This window comes from Pararhodobacter zhoushanensis (assembly GCF_025949695.1).
In the GTDB taxonomy this organism is placed as follows: Bacteria; Pseudomonadota; Alphaproteobacteria; order Rhodobacterales; family Rhodobacteraceae; genus Pararhodobacter; species Pararhodobacter zhoushanensis_A.
This window is the reverse complement of the sequence record NZ_JAPDFL010000001.1, coordinates 2,752,450-2,778,239: the sequence shown is the minus strand read 5'-3', so window position 1 is coordinate 2,778,239 and position 25,790 is coordinate 2,752,450. Positions and strand designations below refer to the sequence as shown.

General features: G+C 63.9%; 25 protein-coding genes. 17 read left to right on the top strand and 8 right to left on the bottom strand.

Features of this window, described 5'->3' with window-relative positions:
- Positions 1-2 precede the first annotated feature (2 nt).
- The 10 genes from OKW52_RS13940 to OKW52_RS13895 all read left to right on the top strand — a co-directional run bounded on the left by OKW52_RS13940 (position 3) and on the right by OKW52_RS13895 (position 10,702).
- Entirely contained in the window at positions 3-608 is a 606-nt protein-coding gene (locus tag OKW52_RS13940; protein ID WP_264506257.1) for a hypothetical protein, read from the top strand.
- Positions 605-1,096 (top strand): lysozyme inhibitor LprI family protein, encoded by a 492-nt coding sequence (locus OKW52_RS13935; protein WP_264506256.1) that lies wholly within the window; start codon positions 605-607, stop codon positions 1,094-1,096. Before OKW52_RS13940 ends, OKW52_RS13935 begins: the two co-directional genes overlap by 4 nt.
- Before the next feature lie 39 nt (positions 1,097-1,135).
- Complete coding sequence (locus tag OKW52_RS13930; RefSeq protein ID WP_264506255.1) at positions 1,136-2,701, top strand: AMP-binding protein; 1,566 nt, start codon at positions 1,136-1,138, stop codon at positions 2,699-2,701.
- A complete protein-coding gene (locus OKW52_RS13925; RefSeq protein WP_264506254.1) occupies positions 2,698-3,204 on the top strand; it encodes a hypothetical protein in 507 nt (168 codons plus the stop codon). Before OKW52_RS13930 ends, OKW52_RS13925 begins: the two co-directional genes overlap by 4 nt.
- Positions 3,201-4,805, top strand: coding sequence for a carboxyl transferase domain-containing protein (locus OKW52_RS13920; protein ID WP_264506253.1), 1,605 nt, complete (start codon positions 3,201-3,203; stop codon positions 4,803-4,805). The genes OKW52_RS13925 and OKW52_RS13920 overlap by 4 nt, the downstream gene beginning before the upstream one ends.
- Before the next feature lie 227 nt (positions 4,806-5,032).
- Positions 5,033-5,644 (top strand): hypothetical protein, encoded by a 612-nt coding sequence (locus OKW52_RS13915; RefSeq protein WP_264506252.1) that lies wholly within the window; start codon positions 5,033-5,035, stop codon positions 5,642-5,644.
- Between the two features lie 115 nt (positions 5,645-5,759).
- The gene (locus tag OKW52_RS13910) at positions 5,760-7,691 is read left to right on the top strand and encodes an acetyl/propionyl/methylcrotonyl-CoA carboxylase subunit alpha (RefSeq protein ID WP_264506251.1); all 1,932 of its coding nucleotides are present in this window, start codon (positions 5,760-5,762) and stop codon (positions 7,689-7,691) included.
- A complete protein-coding gene (locus OKW52_RS13905) occupies positions 7,688-8,536 on the top strand; it encodes a ferritin-like domain-containing protein (RefSeq protein WP_264506250.1) in 849 nt (282 codons plus the stop codon). Before OKW52_RS13910 ends, OKW52_RS13905 begins: the two co-directional genes overlap by 4 nt.
- A gap of 209 nt (positions 8,537-8,745) precedes the next feature.
- Positions 8,746-10,077: a DUF5930 domain-containing protein gene (locus OKW52_RS13900; RefSeq protein ID WP_264506249.1), complete on the top strand. Its 1,332-nt coding sequence runs from the start codon at positions 8,746-8,748 to the stop codon at positions 10,075-10,077.
- The gene (locus OKW52_RS13895; RefSeq protein WP_264506248.1) at positions 10,067-10,702 is read left to right on the top strand and encodes a bactofilin family protein; all 636 of its coding nucleotides are present in this window, start codon (positions 10,067-10,069) and stop codon (positions 10,700-10,702) included. The genes OKW52_RS13900 and OKW52_RS13895 overlap by 11 nt, the downstream gene beginning before the upstream one ends.
- Positions 10,703-10,758: 56 nt before the next feature.
- Here the strand turns inward: OKW52_RS13895 and OKW52_RS13890 are convergent, their stop codons facing one another.
- Positions 10,759-11,559, bottom strand: a complete 801-nt coding sequence (locus OKW52_RS13890) for a DUF2189 domain-containing protein (RefSeq protein ID WP_264506247.1) — start codon at positions 11,557-11,559, stop codon at positions 10,759-10,761.
- Positions 11,560-11,685: 126 nt separating this feature from the next.
- Here OKW52_RS13890 and OKW52_RS13885 point away from each other — a divergent pair, with 126 nt between their 5' ends.
- Together OKW52_RS13885 and OKW52_RS13880 are read left to right on the top strand one after the other, a co-directional pair.
- On the top strand, positions 11,686-11,847 hold the full coding sequence (locus OKW52_RS13885) for a hypothetical protein (protein ID WP_264506246.1): 162 nt from the start codon (positions 11,686-11,688) through the stop codon (positions 11,845-11,847).
- 119 nt (positions 11,848-11,966) lie between these two features.
- Entirely contained in the window at positions 11,967-12,128 is a 162-nt protein-coding gene (locus OKW52_RS13880) for a hypothetical protein (protein ID WP_264506245.1), read from the top strand.
- A gap of 7 nt (positions 12,129-12,135) precedes the next feature.
- On the opposite strand, the gene prfB is transcribed toward OKW52_RS13880, so the two are convergent.
- The 3 genes from prfB to OKW52_RS13865 form a co-directional block, all read right to left on the bottom strand.
- Positions 12,136-13,260, bottom strand: a complete 1,125-nt coding sequence (prfB, locus tag OKW52_RS13875) for a peptide chain release factor 2 (protein ID WP_264506244.1) — start codon at positions 13,258-13,260, stop codon at positions 12,136-12,138.
- 102 nt (positions 13,261-13,362) lie between these two features.
- Positions 13,363-13,833: a thioredoxin-dependent thiol peroxidase gene (bcp, locus tag OKW52_RS13870; RefSeq protein WP_264506243.1), complete on the bottom strand. Its 471-nt coding sequence runs from the start codon at positions 13,831-13,833 to the stop codon at positions 13,363-13,365.
- Between the two features lie 97 nt (positions 13,834-13,930).
- Positions 13,931-14,341: a nuclear transport factor 2 family protein gene (locus tag OKW52_RS13865; RefSeq protein ID WP_264506242.1), complete on the bottom strand. Its 411-nt coding sequence runs from the start codon at positions 14,339-14,341 to the stop codon at positions 13,931-13,933.
- A 104-nt stretch (positions 14,342-14,445) separates the two neighbouring features.
- On the opposite strand from OKW52_RS13865, the gene queA reads away from it, so the two are divergent.
- Positions 14,446-15,516, top strand: a complete 1,071-nt coding sequence (gene queA / locus OKW52_RS13860; RefSeq protein WP_264506241.1) for a tRNA preQ1(34) S-adenosylmethionine ribosyltransferase-isomerase QueA — start codon at positions 14,446-14,448, stop codon at positions 15,514-15,516.
- 114 nt (positions 15,517-15,630) lie between these two features.
- Here the strand turns inward: queA and OKW52_RS13855 are convergent, their stop codons facing one another.
- Entirely contained in the window at positions 15,631-16,512 is an 882-nt protein-coding gene (locus tag OKW52_RS13855) for a LysR family transcriptional regulator (protein WP_264506240.1), read from the bottom strand.
- 86 nt (positions 16,513-16,598) lie between these two features.
- Between OKW52_RS13855 and OKW52_RS13850 the strand changes: the two genes are divergently transcribed.
- Entirely contained in the window at positions 16,599-17,819 is a 1,221-nt protein-coding gene (locus OKW52_RS13850; protein ID WP_264506239.1) for an acyl-CoA dehydrogenase, read from the top strand.
- A gap of 181 nt (positions 17,820-18,000) precedes the next feature.
- Here OKW52_RS13850 and uvrA read toward each other — a convergent pair whose 3' ends face one another.
- Positions 18,001-20,865: an excinuclease ABC subunit UvrA gene (gene uvrA, locus OKW52_RS13845; protein WP_264506238.1), complete on the bottom strand. Its 2,865-nt coding sequence runs from the start codon at positions 20,863-20,865 to the stop codon at positions 18,001-18,003.
- A gap of 337 nt (positions 20,866-21,202) precedes the next feature.
- On the opposite strand from uvrA, the gene OKW52_RS13840 reads away from it, so the two are divergent.
- From OKW52_RS13840 to lpdA, 3 genes are all read left to right on the top strand, one after another.
- A complete protein-coding gene (locus OKW52_RS13840; protein WP_264506237.1) occupies positions 21,203-22,444 on the top strand; it encodes an MFS transporter in 1,242 nt (413 codons plus the stop codon).
- Between the two features lie 65 nt (positions 22,445-22,509).
- On the top strand, positions 22,510-23,088 hold the full coding sequence (locus OKW52_RS13835) for a DUF924 family protein (RefSeq protein ID WP_264506236.1): 579 nt from the start codon (positions 22,510-22,512) through the stop codon (positions 23,086-23,088).
- Between the two features lie 88 nt (positions 23,089-23,176).
- Positions 23,177-24,571 (top strand): dihydrolipoyl dehydrogenase, encoded by a 1,395-nt coding sequence (lpdA, locus tag OKW52_RS13830; RefSeq protein ID WP_264506235.1) that lies wholly within the window; start codon positions 23,177-23,179, stop codon positions 24,569-24,571.
- On the opposite strand, the gene OKW52_RS13825 is transcribed toward lpdA, so the two are convergent.
- Together OKW52_RS13825 and ilvN are read right to left on the bottom strand one after the other, a co-directional pair.
- Positions 24,562-25,224, bottom strand: coding sequence for a 5'-methylthioadenosine/S-adenosylhomocysteine nucleosidase (locus OKW52_RS13825; protein WP_264506234.1), 663 nt, complete (start codon positions 25,222-25,224; stop codon positions 24,562-24,564). The two genes, lpdA and OKW52_RS13825, sit on opposite strands and share 10 nt — an antisense overlap.
- Positions 25,225-25,785: an acetolactate synthase small subunit gene (ilvN, locus tag OKW52_RS13820; protein WP_127109747.1), complete on the bottom strand. Its 561-nt coding sequence runs from the start codon at positions 25,783-25,785 to the stop codon at positions 25,225-25,227.
- Positions 25,786-25,790 lie beyond the last annotated feature (5 nt).

The window sequence follows — 25,790 nt, the reverse complement described above, 5'->3', positions numbered from 1 at the left end:
CCATGGGCCAGGACACCTCATCACGGCGTCATGATCCTGTTGTGTCGTGCAGCGCGTGCCGTGGACCGGCGCTGCACGACACAACCTATTATTGCCCGATCAAGCCTGACGATGTTTCCTTGTTCGACCAGAAGCCATGGCTGACGGTCCAGCGGATTCCTGAAACCGAAGCTGACGTTCGGGTGCGGTATCAGCCGGGACGCGGCGCGCCGTCGATCCACGATCTGGACTTGCCGCTGACCTACAGGTGGAACCATGCTCCCTGGCGGGCAAACACGAGACAGACCGCAACCGGCGAAGCCACTGAAGCAGTGGTGACCTGCTTGCGCTGCGGGACGGTCGAGGCGCGTTTTGTTGATCTGCCTGCCGAGTATTTCTTTCAGATTGACTACAGGGGAAAGGCCTTGTGGGCACCGTCTCGCTCGACCGCTGAGGATTTGTTAGAGTTCATCGAGGGTGACGACCGGAGACGCCTGCCTGCGAAGGACTATCGCACCGGCGAGCGCGCAAGCTTTCTGTCGCGGATTCCGACCGAATTTCTAACCGCGAAAGCCCGCGACACTGTCGTCAAGCGGCTACGCAAGCGACTTGAAGAGGGAATGCCATGAAACTGTTTGCTCTGTTGATCCTGCTGGCTGCACCCGCCAGCGCGCAGGCCCCCTATGACAGCTACATGAACGGCGTCCCCGAGTGCCTTGCATCGGGTGACAACGCCTGCATCGGGAACGGCGCCGCTGCGTGTTTTGAAGGCGCACCCGATGGAGAGACCACGGTCGGCATGATGTCATGCCTTCTCGCCGAGCGAGACGCCTGGGACACGCTGCTGAACGCCGAATACCAGAGCGCCCGTGCCGCAGCCGCCACGATGGATGACGCCGAGCGCGATCAAAGCCCGGAATTCGCCGTGCGCGCGGATCGCTTGCGCGAGGCGCAGCGCGCGTGGATTGCCTTTCGCGATACCAATTGCGCGATGAGCTACGCGGTCTATGGTGCCGGGTCGATGCGCCAGATTTCCGGGGCGGATTGCCAGATGCAGATGACCGCCGAGCGCACGATTCAGTTGCGCAGCCTTCGCCAGATGCTGACCGAAGGGTGACAGGGCAATGCGCGCCGCGTGGCTGAGTGAGCAGGCAGGATGAGCCGGGGTCCGACGCTTCCGGCTGTCGGCGGCTATGACGCCCTTTGTGCCGGTTTCGACTGGGCCTTGCCCGCGCGCCTGAACATGGCGCGGCAGGCGTGCTTCGACTGGCTTGACCAGCCGAACCGGCTGGCGATCATTGACCTGTCACAGGGCGAGCGGCGCGATGTCAGCTATGGCGATCTGGCGTGGCGGGTGCGGGCGCTGGCGGGCTATCTGGCCGACCGGGGCGTCACGCGTGGCGACCGGGTTGGCGTGCTGCGCGCGCAAGACCCGTGGACCGCCGCCGCGCATCTGGCGATCTGGACGCTGGGCGCGATCAGCCTGCCGCTGTTCAAGCTCTTTGGCCCCGACGCGCTGCACTCAAGGCTGGGCGATTCGGGTGTGACCCATGTGATCACCGACGGCGAAGGGGCGGCGCTGCTGAGCGCGCTTGCTGTCACCGCGCATATCCCCGAACTGGTTTCGCTGCACGACACCGATCTTGAACCCGTCGACACCGGCCCCGAAGACCCTGCCGTGCTGATCTACACCTCGGGCACCACGGGCGCGCCCAAGGGCGCGCTGCACGGTCACCGCGTGCTGTCCGGCCATCTGCCCGGCGTCGAGATCAGCCACGACCGGCTGGGCCAGCCCGGCGACGTGCTCTGGACCCCTGCCGACTGGGCGTGGATCGGCGGGTTGTTCGATGTGCTGATGCCGGGGCTGGCGCTGGGGGTGCCGGTGGTCGCTGCGCGCTTGCCCAAATTCACCGCACAAGCCGCGCGCGAAGTGATCCGCGAGGGCGGTGTGCGCAACGTGTTCTTCCCGCCAACCGCGCTGAAACTGCTGCGCTCGGCGGATATGGCGTTGCCGGGGCTGCGCTCGGTTGCTTCGGGCGGCGAGCCGCTGGGGGCCGAGATGCTGGACTGGGGCCAGCGGGCGTTCGGCTTGCAGATCAACGAATTCTACGGCCAGACCGAGGGCAATATGATTGCCTCCTCCGCCGGGTCTTTGTTCCCACCGCGCCCCGGCTGCATCGGCAAACCGGTGCCGGGGCATGCGCTGGCCGTGCTGGGGCGGGACGGCCCGTTGGGCGACGGGGTTGAGGGCGATATCGCGGTGAAGCGCGGCTCGGCATCGATGTTTCTGGGCTACTGGAACCGGCCCGAAGCCACCGCCGAGAAATTCCGCGGCGACTGGATGCTGACCGGCGACCGGGGGCTTTGGGAGCAGGGCTATCTGCGCTTTGTCGGGCGCGAGGATGACGTGATCACCTCGGCCGGTTACCGCATCGGCCCGGCCGAGATCGAGGATTGCCTGCTGCGTCACCCCGCCGTTGCCATGGCCGCCGTGATCGGCGTGCCCGACCCCGAGCGCACCGAACGCATCCGTGCGCATGTTGTGCTCAACGAGGGGGCCGAGGTGACCGAAGTCGAGTTGCAAACCCATATCCGCACGCGCCTGTCCGCCCATCTGGTCCCGCGCGAGGTTAGGTTTGTGAATGAACTGCCAATGACGCTGACCGGAAAGATCATCCGCAGGAACTTGAAGTTGCAAGCGGAAAGGGAGATTAGAGAATGACGCCGGACCGAAATAACATGCAGGAATTATTCGAAAAAGCGGTTCGTGATGACCGAGAGATTTTCGAAAATCAGATTTCGTTATTTACTTCAGAAAGCATTGAATACGGAAAGATAATCTACCGGAATCTTTTCCTATTCAGCGGCGGAGGCTTGCTATTGGTTCCAACACTTTTTAGCAATATCACCGCCATTCCACCTTCACTTCTTCTTTCCTCTGCAAAGTGTTTTATTTTCGGCTTGGTATTCGCCAGTGCTTCGATATACTTAGCTCATATTAATTTTCAATACATCATAAGGAGTCTCGAGACGCAAAGAGGTGCTCGGCACCGATACTATCAAGCAGTTTTTATTAAAGGAGATGATACAGTTTTGCCGCCAAGCGACCATGGTGCTGCTTCAAAATTTATCTCACTCACGTTTGTATTTTCTCATGCTTTTGGTTTGCTTAGCCTCTTCGCTATAATATTCGGCGCATGGTCCATTGCTGGGGCAAACATATGAAGATCACATCCCACATCCTCACCGGCTCCGATGCCTTTAAATCCAACCGTGCCGCGCATCTCGACGCGCTGGCGCTGGTGCAACAGGCCGCCGAGGCCGCAGGGCAGGGCGGCGGCGACAAGGCCCGCGCCCGCCATGTCAGCCGGGGCAAGATGTTGCCGCGCGACCGGGTGGCCAACCTGCTTGACCCCGGCTCGCCCTTCCTTGAGATCGGCGCGACGGCAGCGCATGGGCTTTACGATGGGGCTGCCCCCGGTGCCGGGGTGATCGCCGGGATCGGCCGGGTGATGGGCCATGAGGTCATGGTGGTGTGCAACGATGCCACGGTGAAGGGCGGCACCTATTACCCGATGACCGTCAAGAAACACCTGCGTGCACAGGAGATCGCCGCCGAGAACAATCTGCCTTGCGTCTATCTGGTCGACAGCGGCGGCGCGAACCTGCCCAATCAGGACGAGGTGTTCCCCGACCGCGACCATTTTGGCCGCATCTTCTATAACCAAGCCAACATGTCGGCGCGCGGCATTCCGCAGATCGCGGTGGTGATGGGCTCGTGTACCGCGGGCGGGGCCTATGTGCCCGCGATGTCGGACGTGACGATCATCGTTAAAAATCAGGGCACGATCTTTCTGGCCGGGCCGCCGCTGGTCAAGGCGGCGACCGGTGAGGTGGTCACAGCCGAGGATCTGGGCGGTGGCGATGTGCACACCCGGCTGTCGGGCGTGGCGGATTATCTGGCCGAGGATGACGCGCATGCGCTGGCGCTGGCGCGCCGCGCCATCGGCCATCTGAACCGCCGCAAGCCCGAGACGGTGCAATGGGCGAGCGTTGAAGAGCCGGCCTATGATCCTGACGAGATCCTCGGCGCCGTGCCCGCCGACCTGCGCACGCCCTATGACATCCGCGAAATCATTGCCCGCACGGTCGACGGCTCGCGCTTTGACGAGTTCAAGCCGCGCTTTGGCGAGACGCTGGTCACCGGCTTTGCCCATGTGAAGGGCTGCCCGGTCGGCATCATCGCCAACAACGGCGTGCTGTTCTCGGAAGCCGCCGTGAAGGGTGCGCATTTCGTCGAACTGTGCTCGCAGCGCAAGATCCCCTTGGTGTTCTTGCAGAACATCACCGGCTTCATGGTCGGCCGGAAATACGAAAACGAGGGCATCGCGCGCCACGGGGCCAAACTGGTGACGGCAGTGGCGACAACCTCGGTGCCCAAGATCACGCTGATGGTCGGCGGCTCGTTCGGGGCGGGGAACTATGGCATGTCCGGGCGCGCCTATCAGCCGCGTTTCCTTTGGAGCTGGCCCAACAGCCGCATTTCGGTGATGGGCGGCGAGCAGGCGGCGGGGGTGTTGGCGACGGTGCGACGCGAAGGGATCGAGCGCGCGGGCAACAGTTGGAGCGCCGAGGAAGAGGCCGAGTTCAAGCGCCCCACCATCGAGATGTTCGAGCGCCAAAGCCACCCGCTCTATGCCTCGGCCCGGTTGTGGGACGACGGGATCATCGACCCGCGCCGCACGCGCGATGTGCTTTCGCTGTCGCTGAGCGCCGCGCTGAATGCACCGATCGAGGAGACGCGCTTTGGCGTGTTCCGCATGTAAGGGACGGGGCATGGCGCAGCCTCGCTTCCGATGGACCGATAGCTTTGCAAGCGCCTCTGCCGCGCCGCGCACCGGACAGTGGCGCGACCACGTTCCACGCGCAAACGTGGTTAATTCCTCGGAAGGGTCGCCCTCTGTCCTGGACTTATCGACAAAGAGTGACTCATTCGGAAATTCAGGCTCTTTGCGCCGTATTTTCGCCGAAGACTCACGGCAGCAAGGGGAACATGACCCTTGTGCCCCGCTTCTTTTGGAAACGCTCAAAACCCCGGCTTGTCGGGCGGGGCGATCCCTTCGATCCGCGCGGCGGTGCAGCAGGACAAGGCTACTCCCGTCAGGACCAAAGGCTGCGCTTTCATCGCTGGCGACCGTCGCGACGCTGGTTGCTGCTGGTCCCTGTGTTGCTGTTGGTGGCACCGCCCTTGCTGGACCTCATGGCCGGACTGCGCGGATCGACCGGGCGGGAGTGCCGTCTGCTGTCAGTGGTCAACGGCAATACGCTGCTGGTGCAATGCGGCGAACCCGAGCCTGCGACGCGGACCGATATCAGCCTTGCCTCCATCGTCGCACCGCCGCGCGAACAGCCGCAGGAGCTGACGAATGCCGTGATGACAGTCCAGCTTCTGGGTGTGCCTGCAGCGCCTATTCTGGGCGCACGCTGCCTGCCCGAGGCCTGGGCGGGGCTTCGCGCCCAAACGGCGCTGCGCTTGCGCGTCTGGTTCGCGGACGATCTGGATTTCACCATCCGGCCCAATGCCAATGTCGCGATCGCCTATGTCGACGGGCACTCGGTCAATCACGCTCTGCGCCGCACGTCCCGCGATCACTGCGCGGGTTAAGCCGCTGCACCGCGCCGTCGCGCGTCTTTTCCCCTGACACATCCCGCACGGACCACGGCGTCACAGCGCCGGGGGGCAATGCCCTTTTGTCCGGTATCCGCCAAGGAGCAACGCCATGTTCGACACGATCCTGATCGCCAACCGGGGTGAAATCGCCTGCCGCGTGATCCGCAGCGCCCGTGCCCTCGGCCTGCGCAGCGTCGCCGTGTATTCCGAGGCCGACGCCGGGGCCGCGCATGTGGCGATGGCCGATCAGGCCGTGCTCATCGGCGGGCCGCGCCCGGCTGACAGCTATCTGCGCGGCGAGCGGATCATTCAGGCCGCACTCGATACCGGTGCGCAGGCGATCCATCCCGGCTATGGGTTCTTGTCCGAGAACCCCGAGTTCGTCGACGCGGTCGAGGCGGCGGGGCTCGTCTTCATTGGCCCCTCGGCCAGTGCGATCCGGGCCATGGGGCTCAAGGATGCCGCCAAGGCGCTGATGGAAAAAGCGGGCGTGCCGATTGTGCCGGGCTATATGGGAGCCAATCAGGACCCCGCCCACCTGCAGGCGGCGGCGGATGAGATCGGCTATCCGGTGCTGATCAAGGCCGTCGCGGGCGGTGGTGGCAAGGGCATGCGGCTGGTCGAGCGGTCGAAGGACTTCGCCGACGCACTGGCCAGCGCGCAGGGTGAGGCTGCGACTGCGTTCGGCAATTCCGCCGTGCTGATCGAGAAATACATCCAGCAGCCGCGCCACATCGAGGTGCAGGTGTTTGGCGACGGCACAAGCGCGGTGCACCTGTTCGAGCGCGACTGCTCGCTGCAACGCCGCCACCAGAAGGTGATCGAGGAAGCGCCAGCCCCCAGCATGACCGCCGAGATGCGCTTGGCCATGGGCACCGCCGCCGTGCGCGCGGCCGAAGCGATTGGCTACAAGGGCGCGGGCACGGTCGAGTTCATCGTCGATGGCTCGAACGGCCTGCGGCCCGACGGGTTCTGGTTCATGGAGATGAACACCCGTCTGCAGGTTGAGCATCCGGTGACCGAGGCGATCACCGGCGTCGATCTGGTGGAATGGCAGCTGCGGGTGGCATCGGGCGAAAGCCTGCCTTGCGCCCAGGAAGATCTGACGATCACCGGCCACGCGTTCGAGGCGCGGCTCTATGCCGAAGACGTCCCAGCCGGTTTCCTGCCCGCCACCGGCACGCTCGCGCATCTGCGTTTCCCTGAGGGCGCGCGTATCGACAGCGGTGTGCGCGAGGGCGATACGATCAGCCCGTGGTACGATCCGATGATCGCCAAGGTGATTACCCATGGCGCGACGCGGGCCATCGCTTTGTCGAAACTGCGTGCGGCGCTGGAGGGTACGCAGGTGGCGGGGTCCGTGACGAACCTCGCGTTTCTGGGCGCGCTGACCCGGCACGAAGGGTTCTGCGCGGGTGAGGTGGATACCGGGCTGATCGGGCGCGATCTGGACGCCCTGACCGCCGAACCCGCGGTTGCCGATGCGACCGTGGCCTTGGCCGCGCTGGCGGCGATGGGCGCGGGGCAGGGCGATCTGCAGGGCTTTGCGCTGTGGACACCGCTCTGGCAGGCCGTCGTTCTGGAACGCGGCGAGGCGCGTTGGGACTGCGCTGTGGCGCGCGTCGGGAAGGAGTGGGCCGTGCGCGTCGGCGACGCCACGCTGACCGCAGAACGCCGCGCCGGGGCGTGGTGGATCAACGGCCAGCGCGCCGCCAGCGATGCGCAGGTGGTTGGCCCTGCTGTCTCGGTCTTTGGCGCTCATACCGTGCAGTTCACCCGGCCTGATCCGCTGGCCGTGGATGCCGACGCCGGGGCAGGGGCCGGCGTCGTGCTGGCGCCGATGCCGGGCATGGTGAAGGCGGTGTTTGTCAACGCGGGCGATGTGGTGGAAAAGGGCGCGCGACTGGCGATTCTGGAGGCGATGAAGATGGAACACACCCTGACCGCAGGCCGCGACGGCACAGTGGCCGAAGTGCTGGCCAAGGCCGGCCAGCAGGTCGAAGCCGGGGCTGCCCTGATCGCGCTGGCCGACGAAGAATGACCGACCTGCCGCAGACCCTCGCTGCCTGCGCCGATGCGGTGCTGAACACCGCCGAAGGGCGCGAGAAAACCGCGCTGTCAAAACGCTGCGCCGAGGCATGGTTCGCCGCGCGCGCGGCAGGCACGCCGATGCCCATTGGGCAGGGCAACCCGCCGCTCAACCCGGCGCGGCCCGCGCAGCCCGAACTGCTGGACCCGCGCGACATGCCGCGCCGCCGGACAGGCTCGCTTGCCGGGCGGATCGCGCTGCTGCATGCGGTTGCGCATATCGAGCTGAACGCGGTCGATCTGCACTGGGACATCATCGCACGCTTCACGGGCACCAAGATGCCGATGGGGTTCTATGATGACTGGGTGAAGTCGGCGGCGGAAGAGTCAAAGCATTACAACCTTGTCTGTGATGTTCTGGAAAGCCTTGGCAGCCATTATGGCGCGTTGCCTGCCCATGCTTCCATGTGGCGCGCGGCGGCGGATACCAAGGATGACTTTCTGGGGCGGCTTGCTGTGGTGCCGATGGTGCTGGAAGCGCGCGGTCTGGATGTGACCCCCGGCATGATCGAAATCTTCCGAAAGGCGGGTGTCGAGTCTGCCGTTGCCGCGCTGGAAACCATCTATGCCGAGGAGGTCAGCCACGTTGCCTATGGGTCAAAGTGGTTCCACTTTTTGTGCGGCCGTGCCGACATCGACCCCAAGGAAGCCTTCCATGATCTGGTCCGGCGCTATTTCCACGGCGCGCTGAAGCCGCCGTTCAACGAGGAAAAGCGCGCCGAGGCCGGGATCCCCCCGGACTTTTACTGGCCCCTTGCCGACGAGCACCCCGCCAACGCCGCGCGACTCACCCGTTAACCACCGTGCAGGTCTGACACCTGCGTGATCGCCCGTAAGGGACTCAAAGTCGGCGGTTTTTTGCCGATACGGCGATCATTCGCCGACGAGCAGGGAACCCGGGGGTTAAGTTGTTGCCTGCGGGTGGTGCGGTCGTTAACAAAAACGCGAAATAACCCGCGCCGTGACTGCGGGGGATTGTCAATGGCGAACAAGCTGTAGGGGGACCCGTGAGGGCCTTTATCGACCGTCTTAACCTCACGCTGGAGCGGTATCTGCCTGAAAAACGGCTGTTCCTGCGTTCGGAAACGAGCACGCGCTTTGTCCGATTGAAACCCGCCGCCCAGGCCGTGATCTTGACCGGGACGGCGGGCTATATGGCGTGGAGCCTGATCGCGACCTCGATCTTGTTCTATTCAGTGGTCGGATCGAACGATCTGCGCGAAAACGCACGGCGCGAACAAAGCTATTTCGAAACCCGGCTGAACGATATGGCCGCGCAGCGTGACCGGGCCCTGTCCGAAGCGCAGGCGGCCCATCAGCGTTTTGGCGAAGCGATGGACCGCGTCGGGCACATGCAGACCAGCTTGCTGGAAGGCGAGCAGCGCAATGCGGAACTGGCACGCGGTATCGACGCGTTGCAAGCGACCCTGCGCACGACGAATGAACAGCGCGATGCGGCGACGACCGAACTGGCCGAGCTGGAAGCCCGCGATGCGGATTCCGAACTGGAAGACACAACCGCGCATCTGGAAGAGGTCGAGCAGACGCTCGACTTCGTGCTGGCCGCACTGGACCGCACCGCGCTTGAACGCGAATCGATGGGCGCGGTTGCCGATGATGCTACGCGCGAAGCCCAGCATCTGGCGATGGAATACCGCCTGATCCAGGATCGTAATACGCGCATTTTTACGCAACTTGAGCAGGCCGTCGAGACATCCATGCAGCCGCTGGAACGCATGTTCAGCGCGGCGGGACTGTCCACCGAAACCCTGTTGCGGCAGGTGCGCGCGGGCTATCAGACGCGCTCGGCATCGCTGCGGCCGATCTCGATCTCGACATCGGGAACGCTGGATCCGCTGTCGGATGAGGTGCGCGCCAACTCGGTTCTGGCCGCGCTCGAAGAGATTGATACCTACCGCATCGCCTTGCGACGCACGCCTTTTGCGCTGCCGGTGGACCATGTTCGCGTCAACTCGCCCTATGGCTATCGGCGTGATCCGATCACCGGCGGTCGCCGGTTGCACGCGGGTCAGGATTTCGGGGGCTCGCGCGGGACGCCGATCCATAGCACCGCCGACGGCACGGTCAGTTTCGCCGGGCGTCAGAGCGGGTACGGCAATATCGTCATCGTCCAGCACGACTTTGGTTTTGAGACGCGCTATGCGCATATGAGTAGTATCGCCGTGAGCGTTGGCCAAAGGGTCTCGCGCGGGGAGCGGGTTGGTGCTATGGGAAACACGGGCCGATCCACGGGTGTGCACCTGCACTATGAGATCCGCGTTGCCGGCAACCCCATAAACCCCATGACTTACATAAGGGCAGCACAGAATGTTTTCTAAGAGCAGGATCAACGAATCCACGGGTCGCAGCGACAATGCCCGCGCGCCAGAGGCTGGCCCCGCGCCGACCTCGACGCCGGTTCCGCGTCCCTCGATGGAGATGGGCAGCAATGCCGGTAGCGCGTCTGCACCGAAACCCAAGCCCGCGGCGTCTGTCCTGTCGGCTGATTTGCAGATCTCGGGCAACATGCGCACCTCGGGTGACGTGGTTATCGAGGGTGTCGTTGATGGCGACATCCGCGCCCATCTGCTGACCGTGGGCGAAAGCGCCACGATCCGCGGTGAGATCGTCGCCGATGACATCGTGATCAACGGCCGCGTCATTGGCCGCGTGCGCGGCCTCAAGGTGCGTCTGACCTCGACTGCTCGGGTCGAGGGCGACATCATCCACAAGACCATCGCCATCGAATCGGGTGCCCATTTCGAGGGTTCCGTGCAGCGTCAGGACGATCCGCTGGCCGCAGGCTCGCAGTCGTCGGCCTCGTCCGCGCAATCGGCAGCGCCGCGCCCTGCAGCGCAGGCACCGCAGCCCGCTGCCGCACCGCAGTCGCGCCCGCAGGCCCCGGCTGAATCGTCGCGCCCGGCAGCCCCCAAGGCGCCGATGGATGCCAAACCGGGCCAGTAATTACCGGATGCAGAATTTGAAGCGGGGGGCCTTGTGGCCCCCCGTTTTGCATGGGTTCAGGCGTCTTGCGGCAGCAATCGCCGGTAGAGATGCCACGTCGCGTGGCCAAACACCGGCAGGGCGATGAACAGGCCCAGGAACAGCGGCACCATGCTGAGGAACAGCGATGCCGCTATGATTGCCGCCCACAGGGCCATCACCAGCGGATTGGTCGTTACGCAGGCAAAGCTGGCGATCATCGCGCTGATGAAATCCACCTCGCGGTCCAAGAGCAGCGGCAGGCTGACCACGGTCAGCGCAAAGAACAGCGAGGCCATCACCCCGCCGACGGCCGACCCGACCAGCAGCATCATCAACCCGTTGCCGCTGAACAGCATGCTCAACGTCGAGCCGGTGATCGGTGACAGACCAAAGAACAGCGCAAAGATCGTGTGCGCCATGAACACCCAGAACATGAACACCAACAGGATGAACATTGCCATCGACGGCACCTGCCGGTCCTTTTGCGCAAAGACGATCAACGCGACCGAGCTCAGGCCGAGTGCCTCGCCCGCGTCCAGCCTGCGACTGACCTCATAGAGCCCCGTTGCGGCGAAGGGGGCGAGGATGGGAAAGCCGACGGCGATAGGGATGAACCAGTATTCCGCCGCCGAGGCGTAAAAGATCGTGTACAGGATGATCCCGCCCAGCACATAGAACGCGCTGAACAGTAGGCCGTACAGCGGCGCACGGGCGAAATCGCGCCACCCCAGCGCCAGCACGTCGCGCAGGGTGGCCAGCGTGATGCGTTCGGGGTCGGGGATGGTGGACGCCTCGACAGGCCGCAGCTCGGGGTCGGGGTGTGGGGTGTCGGTCATGGAAGCCTCCCTCGGTCAGTCGCGCGCGGCAGAAGGCTACCACAGCGCCGAGACGGCGCAATCAGCTTTGCCGACGGGGCAGGGCGTGGCAAGCTGAGCAGCGTCACCGTTTCAGGGAGAGTGCCGATGGATCCCGTCACCGCCGTGTACTACGCGACGATCTGTGCAGCCTTGAGCTTTGCGGCGGGCAGGCTGCGCTCGGGGATGGTGCGGATCATTTTGGGGGTGGTGATCGGTGCTATCGCGGCGTCGTTACTGCCGGATATCCGGGGGATGTTGGGGGTCTGACGGGCAGGGCGCACAAGACCTTGACGCCGATGGGGCAGTTTTTTTGAACCTTTTGGCGTTCTCAAACGTTCTTACGGTACAAGCGCCAGATTGGTGGCGCCAAAATCGGAGACGCTGCCATGTTTCGCCAAGACACCGCCCGCCCCGCTTTGGACCTGTATGATGACCTGATGGCCATCACCCGCATTGAAGCCACGATCACGCTGGGCGACCGCCGCAAGGCTCCCAAAGTGCAAGACTACTCGCGCCTTGCCCGTCATCTGCCCGGCATCAAGCTGTAAGCGTGCCTTAGTCGGCGTCGCGCGCGTCGGCCCGGCTTTTGCCTGAGACCTGCTGCGCCAGCGTGGCGGCCATGAAGCCGTCCAGAGCGCCATCGAGAACGCCTTGGGTATCCGACGTCTCGTGATTGGTCCGCAGATCCTTGACCATCTGATAGGGCTGCAGGACATAACTGCGGATCTGGTTGCCCCAGCCCGCGCTGCCTTTGCTCTCATGCGCCTCGTTGATCGCCGCGTTCCGCTTGTCCAGCTCCATCTGATAAAGCCGCGACTTCAGCGCCTTCATGGCGATGTCCCGGTTCTGGTGCTGTGACTTTTCCGAACTGGTAACGACAATCCCGGTGGGATGGTGGGTGATCCGCACCGCCGAGTCGGTGGTGTTGACGTGCTGGCCGCCCGCACCGGATGAGCGATACGTGTCGATACGGATGTCGTTGGGGGCAACTTCGATCTCGATGTTGTCATCGACCACCGGATAGACCCAGACCGACGCAAAGGACGTCTCGCGCGTGCCTTTGCCAAAGGGCGAGATCCGCACCAGCCGGTGCACGCCGCTTTCGGATTTCAGCCAGCCATAGGCGTTATGCCCGGAAATCTTGTAGGCGCAGGATTTTGTCCCGGCCTCGGACCCGGCTTCCTCGGATTGCAGTTCGACCTTGTAGCCGCGTTTCTCAGCCCACCGCACATACATCCGTTGCAGCATCGAGGCCCAGTCGCAGGCTTCTGTCCCACCGGCACCGGCGTTGATTTCCAAGAAGGTGTCGTTGCTGTCGGCCTCGCCGTCGAGCAGGGCTTCCAGCTCTTTTGCCGCCGCTTTCTCACCCAGAACCTTGAGCGCCGCCTCGGCCTCGGCGACGACCGCGTCGTCGTCCTCCATCTCGCCCAGCTCGATCAGCTCCATGTTGTCGCTGAGATCACGGGCGATGCTCTCATAGGTGCCAAGCGCCTCCATCAGCTGCTGGCGGTCGCGCATCAGCTTTTGTGCCCGCTCCTGATCGTTCCACAGGTTCGGGTCTTCGATCATCGCGTCGAATTCTTCAAGCCGGTGCTTGGCCGTGTCCCAGTCCATACGCTGCGCCAGCAGGTTCAGAGACTTGCGGATCGCCTCGATGGTGGTCTGGGTTTCTGCGCGCATTCGGTCACCTGTATCTCAAAGCGGAGGGGGCCGATTTGGCCCCCACACGTTGCTCGGTCTGATATCGTGCCCTTGCTGTGCAGGCAAGGGTGGGCAGGGGGATCAGGCGGGGCTGACCATCTCCTTGACGGCGTCCAGCACCTCTTCGGCGTGGCCCGCAACCTTGACCTTGGGCCACTCACGCGCGAGGCGCCCTTCGCCGTCGATCAGGAAAGTGGCGCGGGTGATGCCCATATAGGTCTTGCCGTAGTTCTTCTTTTCGCCCCAGACGCCGTATTGCTCGCAGATCTCACCCTCGGCATCCGAGACCAGCGTGACGCCCAGATCGTATTTCAGCGCGAACTTCTCGTGCTTGGCGACGGTGTCCTTGCTGATGCCGATGACCTTGGCGCCGGCGGCCTCGAACTGGTGGCCCAGTTCGGTGAAATCCTTGGCTTCCTGGGTGCAGCCGGGGGTGTCGTCCTTGGGATAGAAGTAAAGCACCACAGGCTGGCCGCGCAGATCCGACAGGGTCAGATCCTCGCCATTCTGCGTGGGGGCGGTAAAGTCGGGGGCGGTTTCGCCGATAATCATGGGGGAACTCCTGTTGCCTTGGGCTTAATTTTAGTGCCTGCGGGTCAGGGTTAAAGGGGTAGCCGCGCACTTTAAGCGCAAAGCGTCGGGTTTCCGCCTAGCGCAGTGCATCGCGGAAGGCGGCGAAGCCCGGGTCTTTTGCGATACGGGCCATCATCGCCGCGCGCAGCGCGCCGACTGTCTTGTAGGGCCGCATGACCACCTCGAATTCCTGCATCAAACCGTCATCGTTCAGCGTGATCAGATCAACCCCGACGGCATCGAGCCCCTCAACCTTGCAGTGAAACTCCAGCATCCAGTCGCGCCCGTCACCCAGGACACGGCGATAGGTGAAATCGGTGAAGATCGCAGTCACATGGCCGAGCACGGCGGCCACGGCGCGGTTACCGGTCCATGTCTTCCAGTAGGTCGGCGGCAAGAAGCGGATATCCTGAGCAAAGAGCGGCAAGAGGCCCGTATCGTCCTTGGCCAGAACCGCGTCGTGGAAGGCTTGGATGGTGGGGTGCATGGTGCAGCCTGTGTCGCTTCGGGTTGAAACTGTAGCCTACATCTGGAAAGCAGCGGCACGGAAACGGTTTATGATCATCTGGTCAATCTTGGAGTGTGGCGCGCGTGAAACTCAGTGATTTCGACTTCGACCTGCCCGAAGAACTGATCGCAACGCGGCCGGTCAAACCCCGCCCGACGGCCCGGTTGCTGCATGTTGACGGCGACGCGATGCACGACCGGCAGGTGTCGGACCTGCTGGAGATCCTGCAACCCGGTGACCGGCTGATCCTGAACAACACGCGGGTGATCCCCGCGCGCCTGTTCGGCGAGCGGGTGCGCGACACAAAAGACGGCTCAGGCCGCGCGCGGATCGAGGCGACACTGCTCAACCCCGAGCCCGACGGCGGCTGGCGCGTGCTGGCCCGCCCGCTGCGCAAGCTGGCGGTGGGCGACCGGGTGTCGTTCGGGCAGGGGCTGGACGCAACGGTTTCGCGCAAGGAAGAGACCGAGGCGGTGCTGGCCTTCGATCTGACCGGCGCCGACTTTGACGCGGCGGTCGATCTGGCGGGGCGCATGCCGCTGCCGCCCTATATCGAGAGCCGCCGCCCCGCCGATGCGCAGGACGCCGAGGATTACCAGACGGTCTTTGCCCGCGAGCGGGGTGCTGTCGCGGCCCCCACGGCCAGCCTGCATTTCGATGGAGCGTTGCTGGCAGCGCTGCGCGCCAAGGGTGTGTCCTTCACCGAAGTGACGCTGCATGTCGGCGCGGGGACGTTCCTGCCGGTCAAGGTCGAGGATGTGACAACCCACCGGATGCATGCCGAATGGGGCGAGGTGACAGAACAGGCCGCCGCCGAGATCAACGCGACGAAAGCGGCAGGCGGGCGGGTGATCGCCGTGGGGACCACAGCGCTGCGGCTGATCGAAAGCGCCGCGCGGTCGGGCGTGGTCGAGCCGTGGCGGGGTGAGACGGATATTTTCATCTATCCGGGGTTCACCTTCCACGCGGTCGACGGGTTGATGACCAATTTCCATCTGCCAAAGTCGACGCTGCTGATGCTGGTCGCGGCCCTGATGGGGTTCGAGACGGTGAGGGCGATCTATGCGCATGCGATCGAAGCGCGCTACCGGTTCTTTTCCTATGGCGATGCGTCGTTGCTGATCCCGGGCAGGGCGGGCGCTCGGGGGGATTGACCCCCCTCGCGCCCGCGCGGGTTGCCACCCGCACCCGCCCGGAGGGGAAGCAGGCTCCCCCTCCGGACCTCCCCGTTCACCAGAAAAAGTTGCGTATTTGGGGCAAGGTGAGGATCAGGCGACGGTGTCGCGGTCGGTCTCGGTGAGCAGCCAGTCGCGGAGCTGCGCGACGGCAGGATTGGGTTTGTGGCCTAGGGTGGGTTCGGGTTCGGCGAAGTAATAGCCGAAACCTGACGGCGTTTCGGGGCCAAGCGCGATGAGCGCGCCGCTGTCGAGTTCGGGGCGGATGAGAAATGCGGGCATGAGGGCGACGCCCATACCCGAGGCTGCGGCCTGCGCCAGCGTCGCCACATGTTCCAGACGCATCGAGGGCGCGGGCAGGGGGCCGAGCATGGTTTCGTGCGCCCACCAGTCAGGCCAGGCTTGCGGGCGGCTGGTCAGGGCGAGCAGCGGCTGGCCGAGCACGGCAGGGGTGCCGGGGGCGGCGACGGGAAGCAGGTGCTCGGCCATCAGCAAGGTGAGGCGCGCACCGGGCCAGTCGCCGCGACCGGAGTGGATGGCGGCGTCGATGCCCTCGGCGCGCAGATCGAAGCGGCCGATGCGGGTGGTGAAATGCAGCGTGACCTCAGGGTGGCGGCGCACGAAGCGGGGGATGCGGGGCATCAGCCAGCGGGTGCCGAAGGTCGGCAGGATGGCAAGGCGCAGGCCTTGTTCCTGCGTGCGCCCCAGCGCTTCCATCGCGCCACGGCCCAGCACATCGAGGGCGGCGCGCGCAGCGCGGGCATAGGCGGTGCCGGCTTCGGTCAGGCCGGCGGCGCGGGAGCTGCGGTCGACGAGCGGCACGCCGAGCTGACCTTCGAGCTGCGCCACCTGCCGCGAGATGGCCCCCTGCGTCTGGCCGAGATCGCGCGCGGCGGCGGTGAAGCTGCCGGTTCGGGCCAGCGCATCGAAGGCCAGAAGTGCGGGGGTGTTGGGCAGAAGGCGGCGCTGTATCATTCCATTTCCGCATGATTTTATGCCGATATAGCGGTTTTTCGCCCCGCTGTCGCATGGTATTTCGGGTGCAACGACAGGAGAAGCCCATGACCGACCGCCCGACACTGAAAGCCAAGGACGCCCCCGATCTGGGCCGTTTCCAATGGGATGACGCGCTGCGTCTGGACAGCCAGCTGAGCGAAGACGAGCGCATGCTGCGCGACGCCGCGCGCGAATTTGCGCAGTCGGTGCTGCAGCCGCGCGTGATCAAGGCCTACCGCGAAGAACTGTCGGACCCGGGCGTGTTCAAGCTGATGGGCGATGCGGGCCTGTTGGGCACGACGATCCCTGAGGAATACGGTGGGCTGGGCGCGGGCTATGTGACCTATGGGCTGGTCGCGCGGGAGATCGAGCGGGTCGATTCCGGTTATCGCAGCATGATGTCGGTGCAAAGTTCGCTGGTGATGTATCCAATCTATGCCTACGGGTCGGAAGCGCAGCGGATGAAATATCTGCCGGGGCTGGCCTCGGGCGATCTGATCGGCTGCTTTGGCCTGACCGAACCCGATGCCGGTTCGGACCCCGCCGGGATGAAAACACGGGCCGCGAAGACCGAGACCGGCTACAGGCTGACCGGCTCGAAAATGTGGATCTCGAACGCGCCGTTCGCCGATGTCTTTGTCATCTGGGCGAAGTCCGAGGCTCATGGCGGGCGCATTCGCGGCTTTGTTCTGGATAAGGGCATGCCCGGGCTGAGCGCGCCGAAGATCGAGGGCAAGCTTTCGCTGCGCGCCTCGGCGACGGGTGAGATCGTCATGGACGGCGTCGAGGTCGGCGAGGACGCGCTGCTGCCTTATGTCGAGGGGCTGAAAGGGCCCTTCGGCTGCCTGAACCGCGCGCGCTATGGCATTGCCTGGGGCGTGATGGGGTCGGCTGAATTCTGCTGGCACGCGGCGCGGCAATACGGGCTGGACCGCAAGCAGTTCGACAAGCCGCTGGCCGGGACGCAACTGTACCAGAAGAAGCTGGCCGATATGCAGACTGAGATCACGCTGGGTCTGCAGGCGGCGTTGCAGGTCGGGCGGCTGATGGACGAGGCGCAGGCGGCGCCCGAGATGATCAGCCTGATCAAGCGCAACAACTGTGGCAAAGCGCTGGATATCGCGCGGGTGTCGCGGGATATGCATGGCGGCAACGGGATTTCCGAGGAATTTCAGGTCATTCGCCACATGGTGAACCTGGAGACGGTGAACACCTATGAAGGCACGCATGACGTGCACGCGCTGATCCTAGGTCGGGCGCAGACCGGGTTGCAGGCGTTTTTCTGACGGGTGGACAGGCGCCCCAAGATTACTGTTAGAACGGGGGCTGCCGCCCCCGGGCCCCCTGCTTCAAGGGGGAGCACGCTCCCCCTTGAAAATCCCCCCGTACGTATTTCGGGCAAGATGAAAAACGGCGCGTCCTGCTGGGCGCGCCATTTTGTTGCGTATTTGAGGCAAGGTGAGGGGACTATTCGGCCGCGGAGCGGCGGCGCTTGAGGAGGGGCGCAAGATAGTGGCCGGTGTGGGAGCCGGCGACCTTGGCGATGTCCTCGGGCGTGCCTTCGGCCACGACCTTGCCGCCGCCATCGCCACCCTCGGGCCCGATGTCGATCACCCAGTCGGCGGTTTTGACCACGTCGAGGTTATGCTCGATGACGATCACCGTGTTGCCCTGATCGACCAGTTCGTGCAGCACGTCGAGCAGTTTGCGCACATCCTCGAAATGCAGGCCGGTGGTTGGCTCATCAAGGATGTAGAGCGTGCGGCCGGTCGAGCGGCGGGCGAGTTCCTTGGAGAGTTTGACGCGCTGCGCCTCGCCGCCAGACAGCGTGGTCGCCTGTTGGCCGACCTTGATATAGCCGAGCCCGACATGCATCAGCGCGTCCATCTTTTCGCGGATCGAGGGGACGGCGGTGAAGAATCCCTGCGCTTCCTCGACCGTCATGTCGAGCACGTCGGAAATTGATTTACCCTTGAACAATACTTCGAGCGTTTCGCGGTTATAGCGTTTGCCCTTGCAGGTTTCGCAGGTGACATAGGCGTCGGGCAGGAAGTTCATCTCGATTTTCAGCACGCCGTCGCCCTGACAGGCCTCGCAACGCCCGCCCTTGACGTTGAAGCTGAAGCGACCCGGCTTATAGCCGCGCGCTTTGGATTCGGGCAGGCCGGCGAACCAGTCGCGGATCGGACCAAAGGCGCCGGTATAGGTGGCCGGGTTCGAACGCGGGGTTCGGCCGATGGCGCGCTGGTCGATGTCGATAACCTTGTCGAGGTGCTGCAGCCCCTGCACGGTTTCGCAAGGCGCCGGGGTCTGGCGCGCGCCATTCAGGCGCATCGAGGCGGTCTTGAACAGCGTCTCGATGGTCAGCGTGGATTTGCCGCCGCCCGACACGCCGGTCACGCAGACGAATTTGCCCAGCGGGAAATCCACGGTGACGTCTTGCAGGTTGTTGCCGGTGGCCTTGACGATGGTGATCGTCTTGCCATTGCCCGCACGCCGCTGGCCGGGAACCTCGATCCGGCGCGCGCCGGACAGGTATTGGCCGGTCAGGCTGCCGGGGTCGGCGGCGATCTGGTCGGGCGTGCCTTGAGACACGATGCGCCCGCCGTGGACGCCAGCACCCGGTCCGATGTCGAGCACGTAATCGGCGCTGCGGATGGCGTCCTCGTCATGCTCGACAACCAGCACACTGTTGCCTTGGTCGCGCAGGTTGCGCAGGGTCACCAGCAGGCGGTCATTGTCGCGCTGGTGCAGGCCGATGGACGGCTCGTCCAGCACATAGAGCACGCCGGTCAGGCCGGAACCGATCTGCGAGGCGAGCCTGATCCGCTGGCTTTCGCCGCCCGAAAGCGTGCCCGCTGCGCGGCTGAGGGTCAGGTAGTCGAGGCCGACATTGACCAGAAAACCAAGCCGTTCGCGGATTTCTTTCAGGATCGCGACGGCGATCTGGCCTTTCTGCACACTCAGATGGTCCGGTGCCGCCGTGATCCACGTAAGGGCATCGCGGATCGACAGTTCCGACACATGCGAGATGTGGTCGCCGCCGATCTTGACCGCCAGCGCCTCGGGCTTGAGCCGCGCGCCGCCGCAGGTCGAGCAGGGACGGTTGTTCTGATAGCGCTCGAATTCTTCGCGGATGAAGTTGCTGTCGGTTTCCTTGTAACGGCGCATCATGTTCGGGATGACGCCTTCAAAGGCGCGGGTCACCGAATAGACGCGGCCGGAATCGTCATAACGGAAGGGGATTTCTTCGCCGTCCGAACCGTGCAGCAAGACGTTCTTGACCGTATCCGGCAAGTCGCGCCACGGTTTCTTGGCGCTGAACTTATAGTGCTTGGCCAGCGCCTCGATCGTTTGCAGGAAATAAGGCGTCTTGCCTTTGCGCCAGGGCGCGATGGCCCCGTCTTCCAGCCGCAGCATGGCATCGGGGACGACGAGGCGTTCATCGAAGAACAGCTCAACCCCCAGACCGTCGCAGGCCGGGCAGGCACCGTTGGGCGCGTTGAAGGAGAACAGGCGCGGTTCAATCTCGGGGATGGTGAAGCCGCTGACCGGGCAGGCGAATTTCTCGGAAAACGTAATCCGTTCCGGTGCTTCGCCCTCAGGGGCCGAGGCCATTTCCAGCAGCGCAATTCCATCCGCCAGATCCAGTGCGGTGCGGAAACTGTCGGCAAGGCGCGTTTCAGTCCCCGGACGCACGACGATGCGGTCAACGACCACGTCGATGTCATGGCGAAATTTCTTGTCCAGATCGGGCGGCGTATCCAGATCGTGGAACACGCCGTCAACCTTGACGCGCTGGAAACCCTGCTTGCGCAGTTCCAGCATCTCTTTCTTGTACTCGCCCTTGCGGTCGCGGACGATGGGGGCGAGCAGGAAAGCACGCGTGCCTTCCTCAAGCGCGAGCACGCGGTCGACCATATCCTGCACCTGCTGCGCTTCAATCGGCAGGCCGGTTGCAGGGGAGTAGGGCGTGCCGGCGCGGGCGAAAAGCAGGCGCAGATAGTCGTGGATTTCGGTCGCCGTGCCGACGGTCGAGCGCGGGTTCTTGGAGGTGGTCTTTTGCTCGATGGAGATCGCCGGGCTGAGCCCCGCGATATGATCCACATCGGGTTTTTGCATCATATCAAGGAATTGCCGAGCATAGGCGCTCAGACTTTCGACGTAGCGTCGCTGCCCCTCGGCATAGATCGTGTCGAACGCCAGCGATGATTTGCCCGAGCCCGAAAGCCCGGTCAACACAACCAGCTGGTCGCGTGGAATATCGACGTCAATGCCCTTGAGGTTGTGCTCTCGCGCGCCTCTGATCTCGATGAACTTCTGCTCAGCCATATCTCTCACCCGGCGCGAAAGGCCCTTTGGCGCAGAACATAGTGCGTTTGTCTCGAGTCTCCAATGCGAAAGTAAGAACAAAACGTAAACCGCCGCTGCGGCACAGAATTCATGCTGCAATGCCGCAAGACCCTGGTCGTGACGCTGTGTGACAGGCCGGGCGGCGGCAGGCGTGACGATGGCCTGAGCCAAGCGCAGGGGCAGCCCCTTGCCGACAGGTTTTATCGAATGAGCGGCAAACGGCTTATTCCGACACGAACATGCCGCTTTCGCAACCTGCCCAAGCCGGGTACGTGTTAGGTCACGCCCAAATGGCCGACCTAAGCGGAATGACCCGATGATTAAAGTATTTTCCTCAACCTGGGCGCTGCTGCTGGGTCTCATGCTGCTCATGCTCGGCAACGGCATGCAGGGCACGCTGCTGGGTATCCGGGGCGCCATAGAGCATTTCACCACGACGCAGATGTCGATCGTGATGTCGGCTTATTTCCTTGGCTTTCTGTTCGGCTCGCGCCTTGCGCCTGAGATGATTCGGCGCGTCGGGCATGTGCGGGTGTTTGCGGCGCTGGGGTCGATGATCTCGGCCGTGCTGATCCTGTACGCCGCCGTTCCGGACTGGATGGCCTGGACGCTGATGCGTGTGGTGATCGGCTTTTCCTTTTCGGGCGTCTATATCACCGCTGAAAGCTGGCTGAACAACGCCTCGACCAACGAGACACGCGGGCAGGCGCTGTCGCTCTACCTGATCGTGCAGATGATCGGCATCATTGCCGCGCAGGTCTTGCTGAACTTCGCCGACCCGTCGGGCTATATCCTGTTCGTCATTCCCTCGGTGCTGGTGTCACTGGCGTTCACGCCGATCCTGCTGGCGATTTCGCCCGCGCCGGCGTTCGAGTCGACCAAGCCGCTGAACTTCAAGCAGCTTTACCGCGCCTCGCCGCTGGGCTGCGTGGGCATGTTCCTGCTGGGCGGGGTGTTTTCGGCGCAGTTCGGCATGGCGGCGGTCTGGGGCACGCAGGCCGAGCTGAACATCCGCGACCTGTCGGTTTTTGTTGCCTCGATCTATGTCGGCGGGCTGGTGCTGCAATTCCCCATCGGCTGGTTGAGCGACCGCATGGACCGCCGCAAGCTGATCCTGGGGCTGTCTGCCGCCGGGGCTGTTGTGCTGACGGTGCCGGTGGTGATCGACGTGCCGTACCTGTTCTTGCTGGTCGTCGGCGTGCTGATGGGCGGGATTTCCAACCCGCTCTATTCGCTGCTGCTGGCATACGTGAACGACTATCTGGATAAATCCGACATGGCCTCGGCATCGGCCGGGTTGATGTTCATCAACGGGTTGGGGGCGATCTCCGGGCCGATCATTACCGGCTGGATGATGGGCGCGATCGGGCCGTCGGGATTCTTCCTGTTCATGGCGATCATTTTTGCCGTGCTGGCAAGCTATGCCGCCTGGCGGATGACGCAGCGCCGGGTCACGCCGGATGCGAGCAGTACCTACACGGCCTTGTCGCCGACCGCGTCGGCGGTCACGGTTGAGGCAGCGCTTGAACGGCATGAAAACGACGCGGAATCCAGCTGAGCAGGGCGGGTGGGGGTTGACCCACCCGCAGCACCCGTCGCAGGCTTGAGCGAAAGGAGACCGCTATGACAACCAGCCCCCGCGCCGACGCCATTTTGCAATACTGGAACGATCTTGGCCCCGAAGGTTGGTATGCCGGCGGCGAGGCGCTGGATGCCGAAATCCGCGATCAGTTCGAGGGGGACTGGGACAAGGCTGACGCCGGGGCGCTGATCGAATGGATGTCGTGTCCTGAGGGTATCCTTGCCTATCTGCTGCTGACCGACCAGTTCCCGCGCAACATGTTCCGCGGCAAGGCCAAGGCCTTTGCCACCGACAAGCGCGCGCGCCGGGTCGCTCATTACGCCTGGCAGAACAAGGCTGACCTGCGCATCGACGAGCCGGTTCGGCAGTTTTTCTACCTGCCGCTGATGCATTCCGAAAGCTCGTTCGATCAGGACCGCGCGGTCGCGCTGATGATTTCGCGACTGCCTGAAACCGGCGCCAGCAACGTGCTTCATGCCTGCGCGCACCGCGACATCATCCGCAAGTTCCGCCGCTTTCCTTTCCGCAATGAAGCACTGAGCCGGGAAAGCTCGCCAGATGAAATCGCCTTCCTTGAGAACGGTGGCTATGGTGAGATCGTGCGCTCGCTGGGCGGATGAGCCTCTGAACCGGGATTCAAGGGCTGGGTGATTGCGTTTCGGCCAAAAGTAGTTTAGTGCTCAACTATATTTTCAGTGGGAGGTCTCCATGGCAGATCAGAGCTTTGACGTCGTCGTTATCGGCGCCGGTCCCGGTGGCTATGTGGCCGCAATCCGCGCCGCGCAGCTGGGCAAGAAAGTCGCCATTGTCGAGCGTGAGAATCTTGGCGGGATTTGCCTGAACTGGGGCTGCATTCCGACCAAGGCGCTGCTGCGCTCGGCCGAGGTCTTTCATCTGATGGAGCGGGCCAAAGACTATGGCCTGAGCGCCGACAAGATCGGCTATGATCTGGACGCGGTGGTGAAACGCTCGCGCGGGGTTGCCAAGCAGATGGAGGGCGGGGTCAAGCACCTGCTCAAGAAGAACAAGGTTGAGGTCGTCATGGGCACGGCCAGCATCCCGGCCAAGGGCAAGGTCTCGGTCAAGACGCAGGCCGGGACGCAAGAACTGAGCGCCAAGAACATCATTCTGGCCACCGGCGCGCGGGCCCGCGAATTGCCCGGGCTTGAGGGCGACGGCGATCTGGTCTGGACCTACCGCGATGCGCTGGTCCCCAAACGGATGCCCAAGAACCTGCTGGTCATCGGCTCGGGCGCGATCGGCATTGAATTTGCCAGCTTCTTCAACACACTGGGGGCCAAGACCACGGTGGTTGAGGTCATGGACCGCGTGCTGCCGGTCGAGGATGCCGAGGTATCGGCCTTCGCCAAGAAGCAATTCACCAAGCAAGGCATGGTGATCCGCGAGAAGACCACGGTCAAGAAACTCGACCGCGCCAAGGGGAAGGTCACCGCGCATCTGGAAGCCGGTGGCAAGACCACGACCGAAGATTTCGACACGGTGATTTCGGCCGTCGGCATCGTGGGCAATGTCGAAGGGCTGGGGCTGGAAGAGCTGGGCATCAAGATCGACCGCACCCATGTGGTGACCGACGAATACTGCCGCACCGGGGTTGAGGGGATCTTTGCCATCGGCGATATCGCCGGGGCACCCTGGCTTGCGCACAAGGCCAGCCATGAGGGCGTGATGGTTGCCGAGCTGATCGCGGGCGGGCATCCGCATGCGATCAAGCCGAACTCGATTGCCGGCTGCACCTATTGCCATCCGCAAGTCGCCTCGGTCGGACTGACCGAAGCCAAGGCGAAAGAAGCGGGTTATGAGCTGAAGGTCGGGCGCTTCCCGTTCATCGGCAACGGCAAGGCGGTTGCCTTGGGCGAGGCCGAGGGCTTTGTGAAAACCGTTTTCGACGCCAAGACCGGCGAGCTGTTGGGCGCACATATGATCGGGGCGGAAGTGACCGAGTTGATTCAGGGCTATGTGATTGGCCGGACGCTGGAAACGACCGAGGAAGACCTGATGAACACGGTCTTCCCGCATCCAACGCTGAGCGAAATGATGCACGAAAGCGTGCTGGAAGCCTACGGCCGCGCGATTCACATCTGACGCAGCAAACCCCTCTCAAGCGCGCTGGCCAACGGGTCCAGCGCGCTTGCCAGTTTTTCGTCGATGATGTGCAGGTAGCCAGTCCAGTCGTGCAACCCGGTCAGATCCGCCTTGCCGTCCGAAATTCCGCGCAGCGCAACCAGCGGCACATCCGCCAGCATGCAGGCGCGCAGCACGGCGTAGGTCTCCATATCCACCATATCCTGCGCGATGCGGTCATAGGCCGCGCCGCTGACGATATTGCCGCCGGTCGACAGTGTCGCGACGGGAATGCCGGGCAGGGTATGGGGCAGGGCGATGGTTTCGGGCAGATCAAGGAAGGGCACTGTGCCCTTCGCAAACCCCAACGGCGAGGCGTCAATGTCGCGCCAGGCGACGTGGCTGGCTTGATACAGCCCGCAATGATCGAGCCGGGCTGACCCGGCCGAGCCGAGCGACACCACCAGATCGGGCAGGCTACCGGCGATGGCCAGCCGGGTGAGCGCTGCGGCGGTGACAGCCGCCGCCTCAACCGGCCCGACGCCGGTGATCAGGGGCGTGATCCGCGCCTGCAGCGCCGGCCCATATTCGGCGCGGGCGGCCATGACGAAAAGCACGTCATGGCCTGCGATCCGCGTCAATGGGGCCAGAGTCGAGGCCAGCGTCGGGGCCATTCAGGCCCCGCGCGCCAGCGCCGCCACGCCGGTGCGGGCGATTTCGCTCAGGCCCAGCGGGCGCATCAATTCGGCGAAAGCGTCGATCTTGGACGGCGCGCCGGTCATCTCGAACACGAAGCTTTCCAGTGTGGAATCAACGACATTGGCGCGGAAAATCTCGGCCAGACGCAATGCTTCGATCCGCGCATCGCCCTTGCCCGACACTTTCAGCAGCGCCAGTTCCCGCTCGACCGCCGAGCCCTCGACCGTCAGGTCGTGGACCTCGTGCACCGGGACAATCCGGCCCAGCTGCGCCTTGATCTGGTCGATGACCTGCGGCGTGCCGGTCGTGACAATGGTGATGCGCGAGCGGTGGCCCTTGTGGTCGGTTTCCGCGACCGTGAGACTTTCGATGTTGTAACCGCGCCCGGAAAACAGCCCGATCACCCGCGCCAGAACGCCCGGCTCGTTATCGACGATGACGGCCAGCGTGTGGGATTCGATCACTTCGGCATAGGGATCGCGGAGTTCATAGGCGGAATGCTTGGACGAGCCTTGCGAGATGTGTAGCGGGGACATGGGGA

Coding starts and splice junctions, on each gene's coding strand:
- OKW52_RS13940 (WP_264506257.1), top strand. CDS start 3: ATGGGCCAGGACACCTCATCACGGCGTCATGATCCTGTTGTGTCGTGC.
- OKW52_RS13935 (WP_264506256.1), top strand. CDS start 605: ATGAAACTGTTTGCTCTGTTGATCCTGCTGGCTGCACCCGCCAGCGCG.
- OKW52_RS13930 (WP_264506255.1), top strand. CDS start 1,136: ATGAGCCGGGGTCCGACGCTTCCGGCTGTCGGCGGCTATGACGCCCTT.
- OKW52_RS13925 (WP_264506254.1), top strand. CDS start 2,698: ATGACGCCGGACCGAAATAACATGCAGGAATTATTCGAAAAAGCGGTT.
- OKW52_RS13920 (WP_264506253.1), top strand. CDS start 3,201: ATGAAGATCACATCCCACATCCTCACCGGCTCCGATGCCTTTAAATCC.
- OKW52_RS13915 (WP_264506252.1), top strand. CDS start 5,033: ATGACCCTTGTGCCCCGCTTCTTTTGGAAACGCTCAAAACCCCGGCTT.
- OKW52_RS13910 (WP_264506251.1), top strand. CDS start 5,760: ATGTTCGACACGATCCTGATCGCCAACCGGGGTGAAATCGCCTGCCGC.
- OKW52_RS13905 (WP_264506250.1), top strand. CDS start 7,688: ATGACCGACCTGCCGCAGACCCTCGCTGCCTGCGCCGATGCGGTGCTG.
- OKW52_RS13895 (WP_264506248.1), top strand. CDS start 10,067: ATGTTTTCTAAGAGCAGGATCAACGAATCCACGGGTCGCAGCGACAAT.
- OKW52_RS13890 (WP_264506247.1), bottom strand. CDS start 11,559: ATGACCGACACCCCACACCCCGACCCCGAGCTGCGGCCTGTCGAGGCG.
- OKW52_RS13885 (WP_264506246.1), top strand. CDS start 11,686: ATGGATCCCGTCACCGCCGTGTACTACGCGACGATCTGTGCAGCCTTG.
- OKW52_RS13880 (WP_264506245.1), top strand. CDS start 11,967: ATGTTTCGCCAAGACACCGCCCGCCCCGCTTTGGACCTGTATGATGAC.
- prfB (WP_264506244.1), bottom strand. CDS start 13,260: ATGCGCGCAGAAACCCAGACCACCATCGAGGCGATCCGCAAGTCTCTG.
- bcp (WP_264506243.1), bottom strand. CDS start 13,833: ATGATTATCGGCGAAACCGCCCCCGACTTTACCGCCCCCACGCAGAAT.
- OKW52_RS13865 (WP_264506242.1), bottom strand. CDS start 14,341: ATGCACCCCACCATCCAAGCCTTCCACGACGCGGTTCTGGCCAAGGAC.
- OKW52_RS13855 (WP_264506240.1), bottom strand. CDS start 16,512: ATGATACAGCGCCGCCTTCTGCCCAACACCCCCGCACTTCTGGCCTTC.
- OKW52_RS13850 (WP_264506239.1), top strand. CDS start 16,599: ATGACCGACCGCCCGACACTGAAAGCCAAGGACGCCCCCGATCTGGGC.
- uvrA (WP_264506238.1), bottom strand. CDS start 20,865: ATGGCTGAGCAGAAGTTCATCGAGATCAGAGGCGCGCGAGAGCACAAC.
- OKW52_RS13840 (WP_264506237.1), top strand. CDS start 21,203: ATGATTAAAGTATTTTCCTCAACCTGGGCGCTGCTGCTGGGTCTCATG.
- OKW52_RS13835 (WP_264506236.1), top strand. CDS start 22,510: ATGACAACCAGCCCCCGCGCCGACGCCATTTTGCAATACTGGAACGAT.
- lpdA (WP_264506235.1), top strand. CDS start 23,177: ATGGCAGATCAGAGCTTTGACGTCGTCGTTATCGGCGCCGGTCCCGGT.
- OKW52_RS13825 (WP_264506234.1), bottom strand. CDS start 25,224: ATGGCCCCGACGCTGGCCTCGACTCTGGCCCCATTGACGCGGATCGCA.
- ilvN (WP_127109747.1), bottom strand. CDS start 25,785: ATGTCCCCGCTACACATCTCGCAAGGCTCGTCCAAGCATTCCGCCTAT.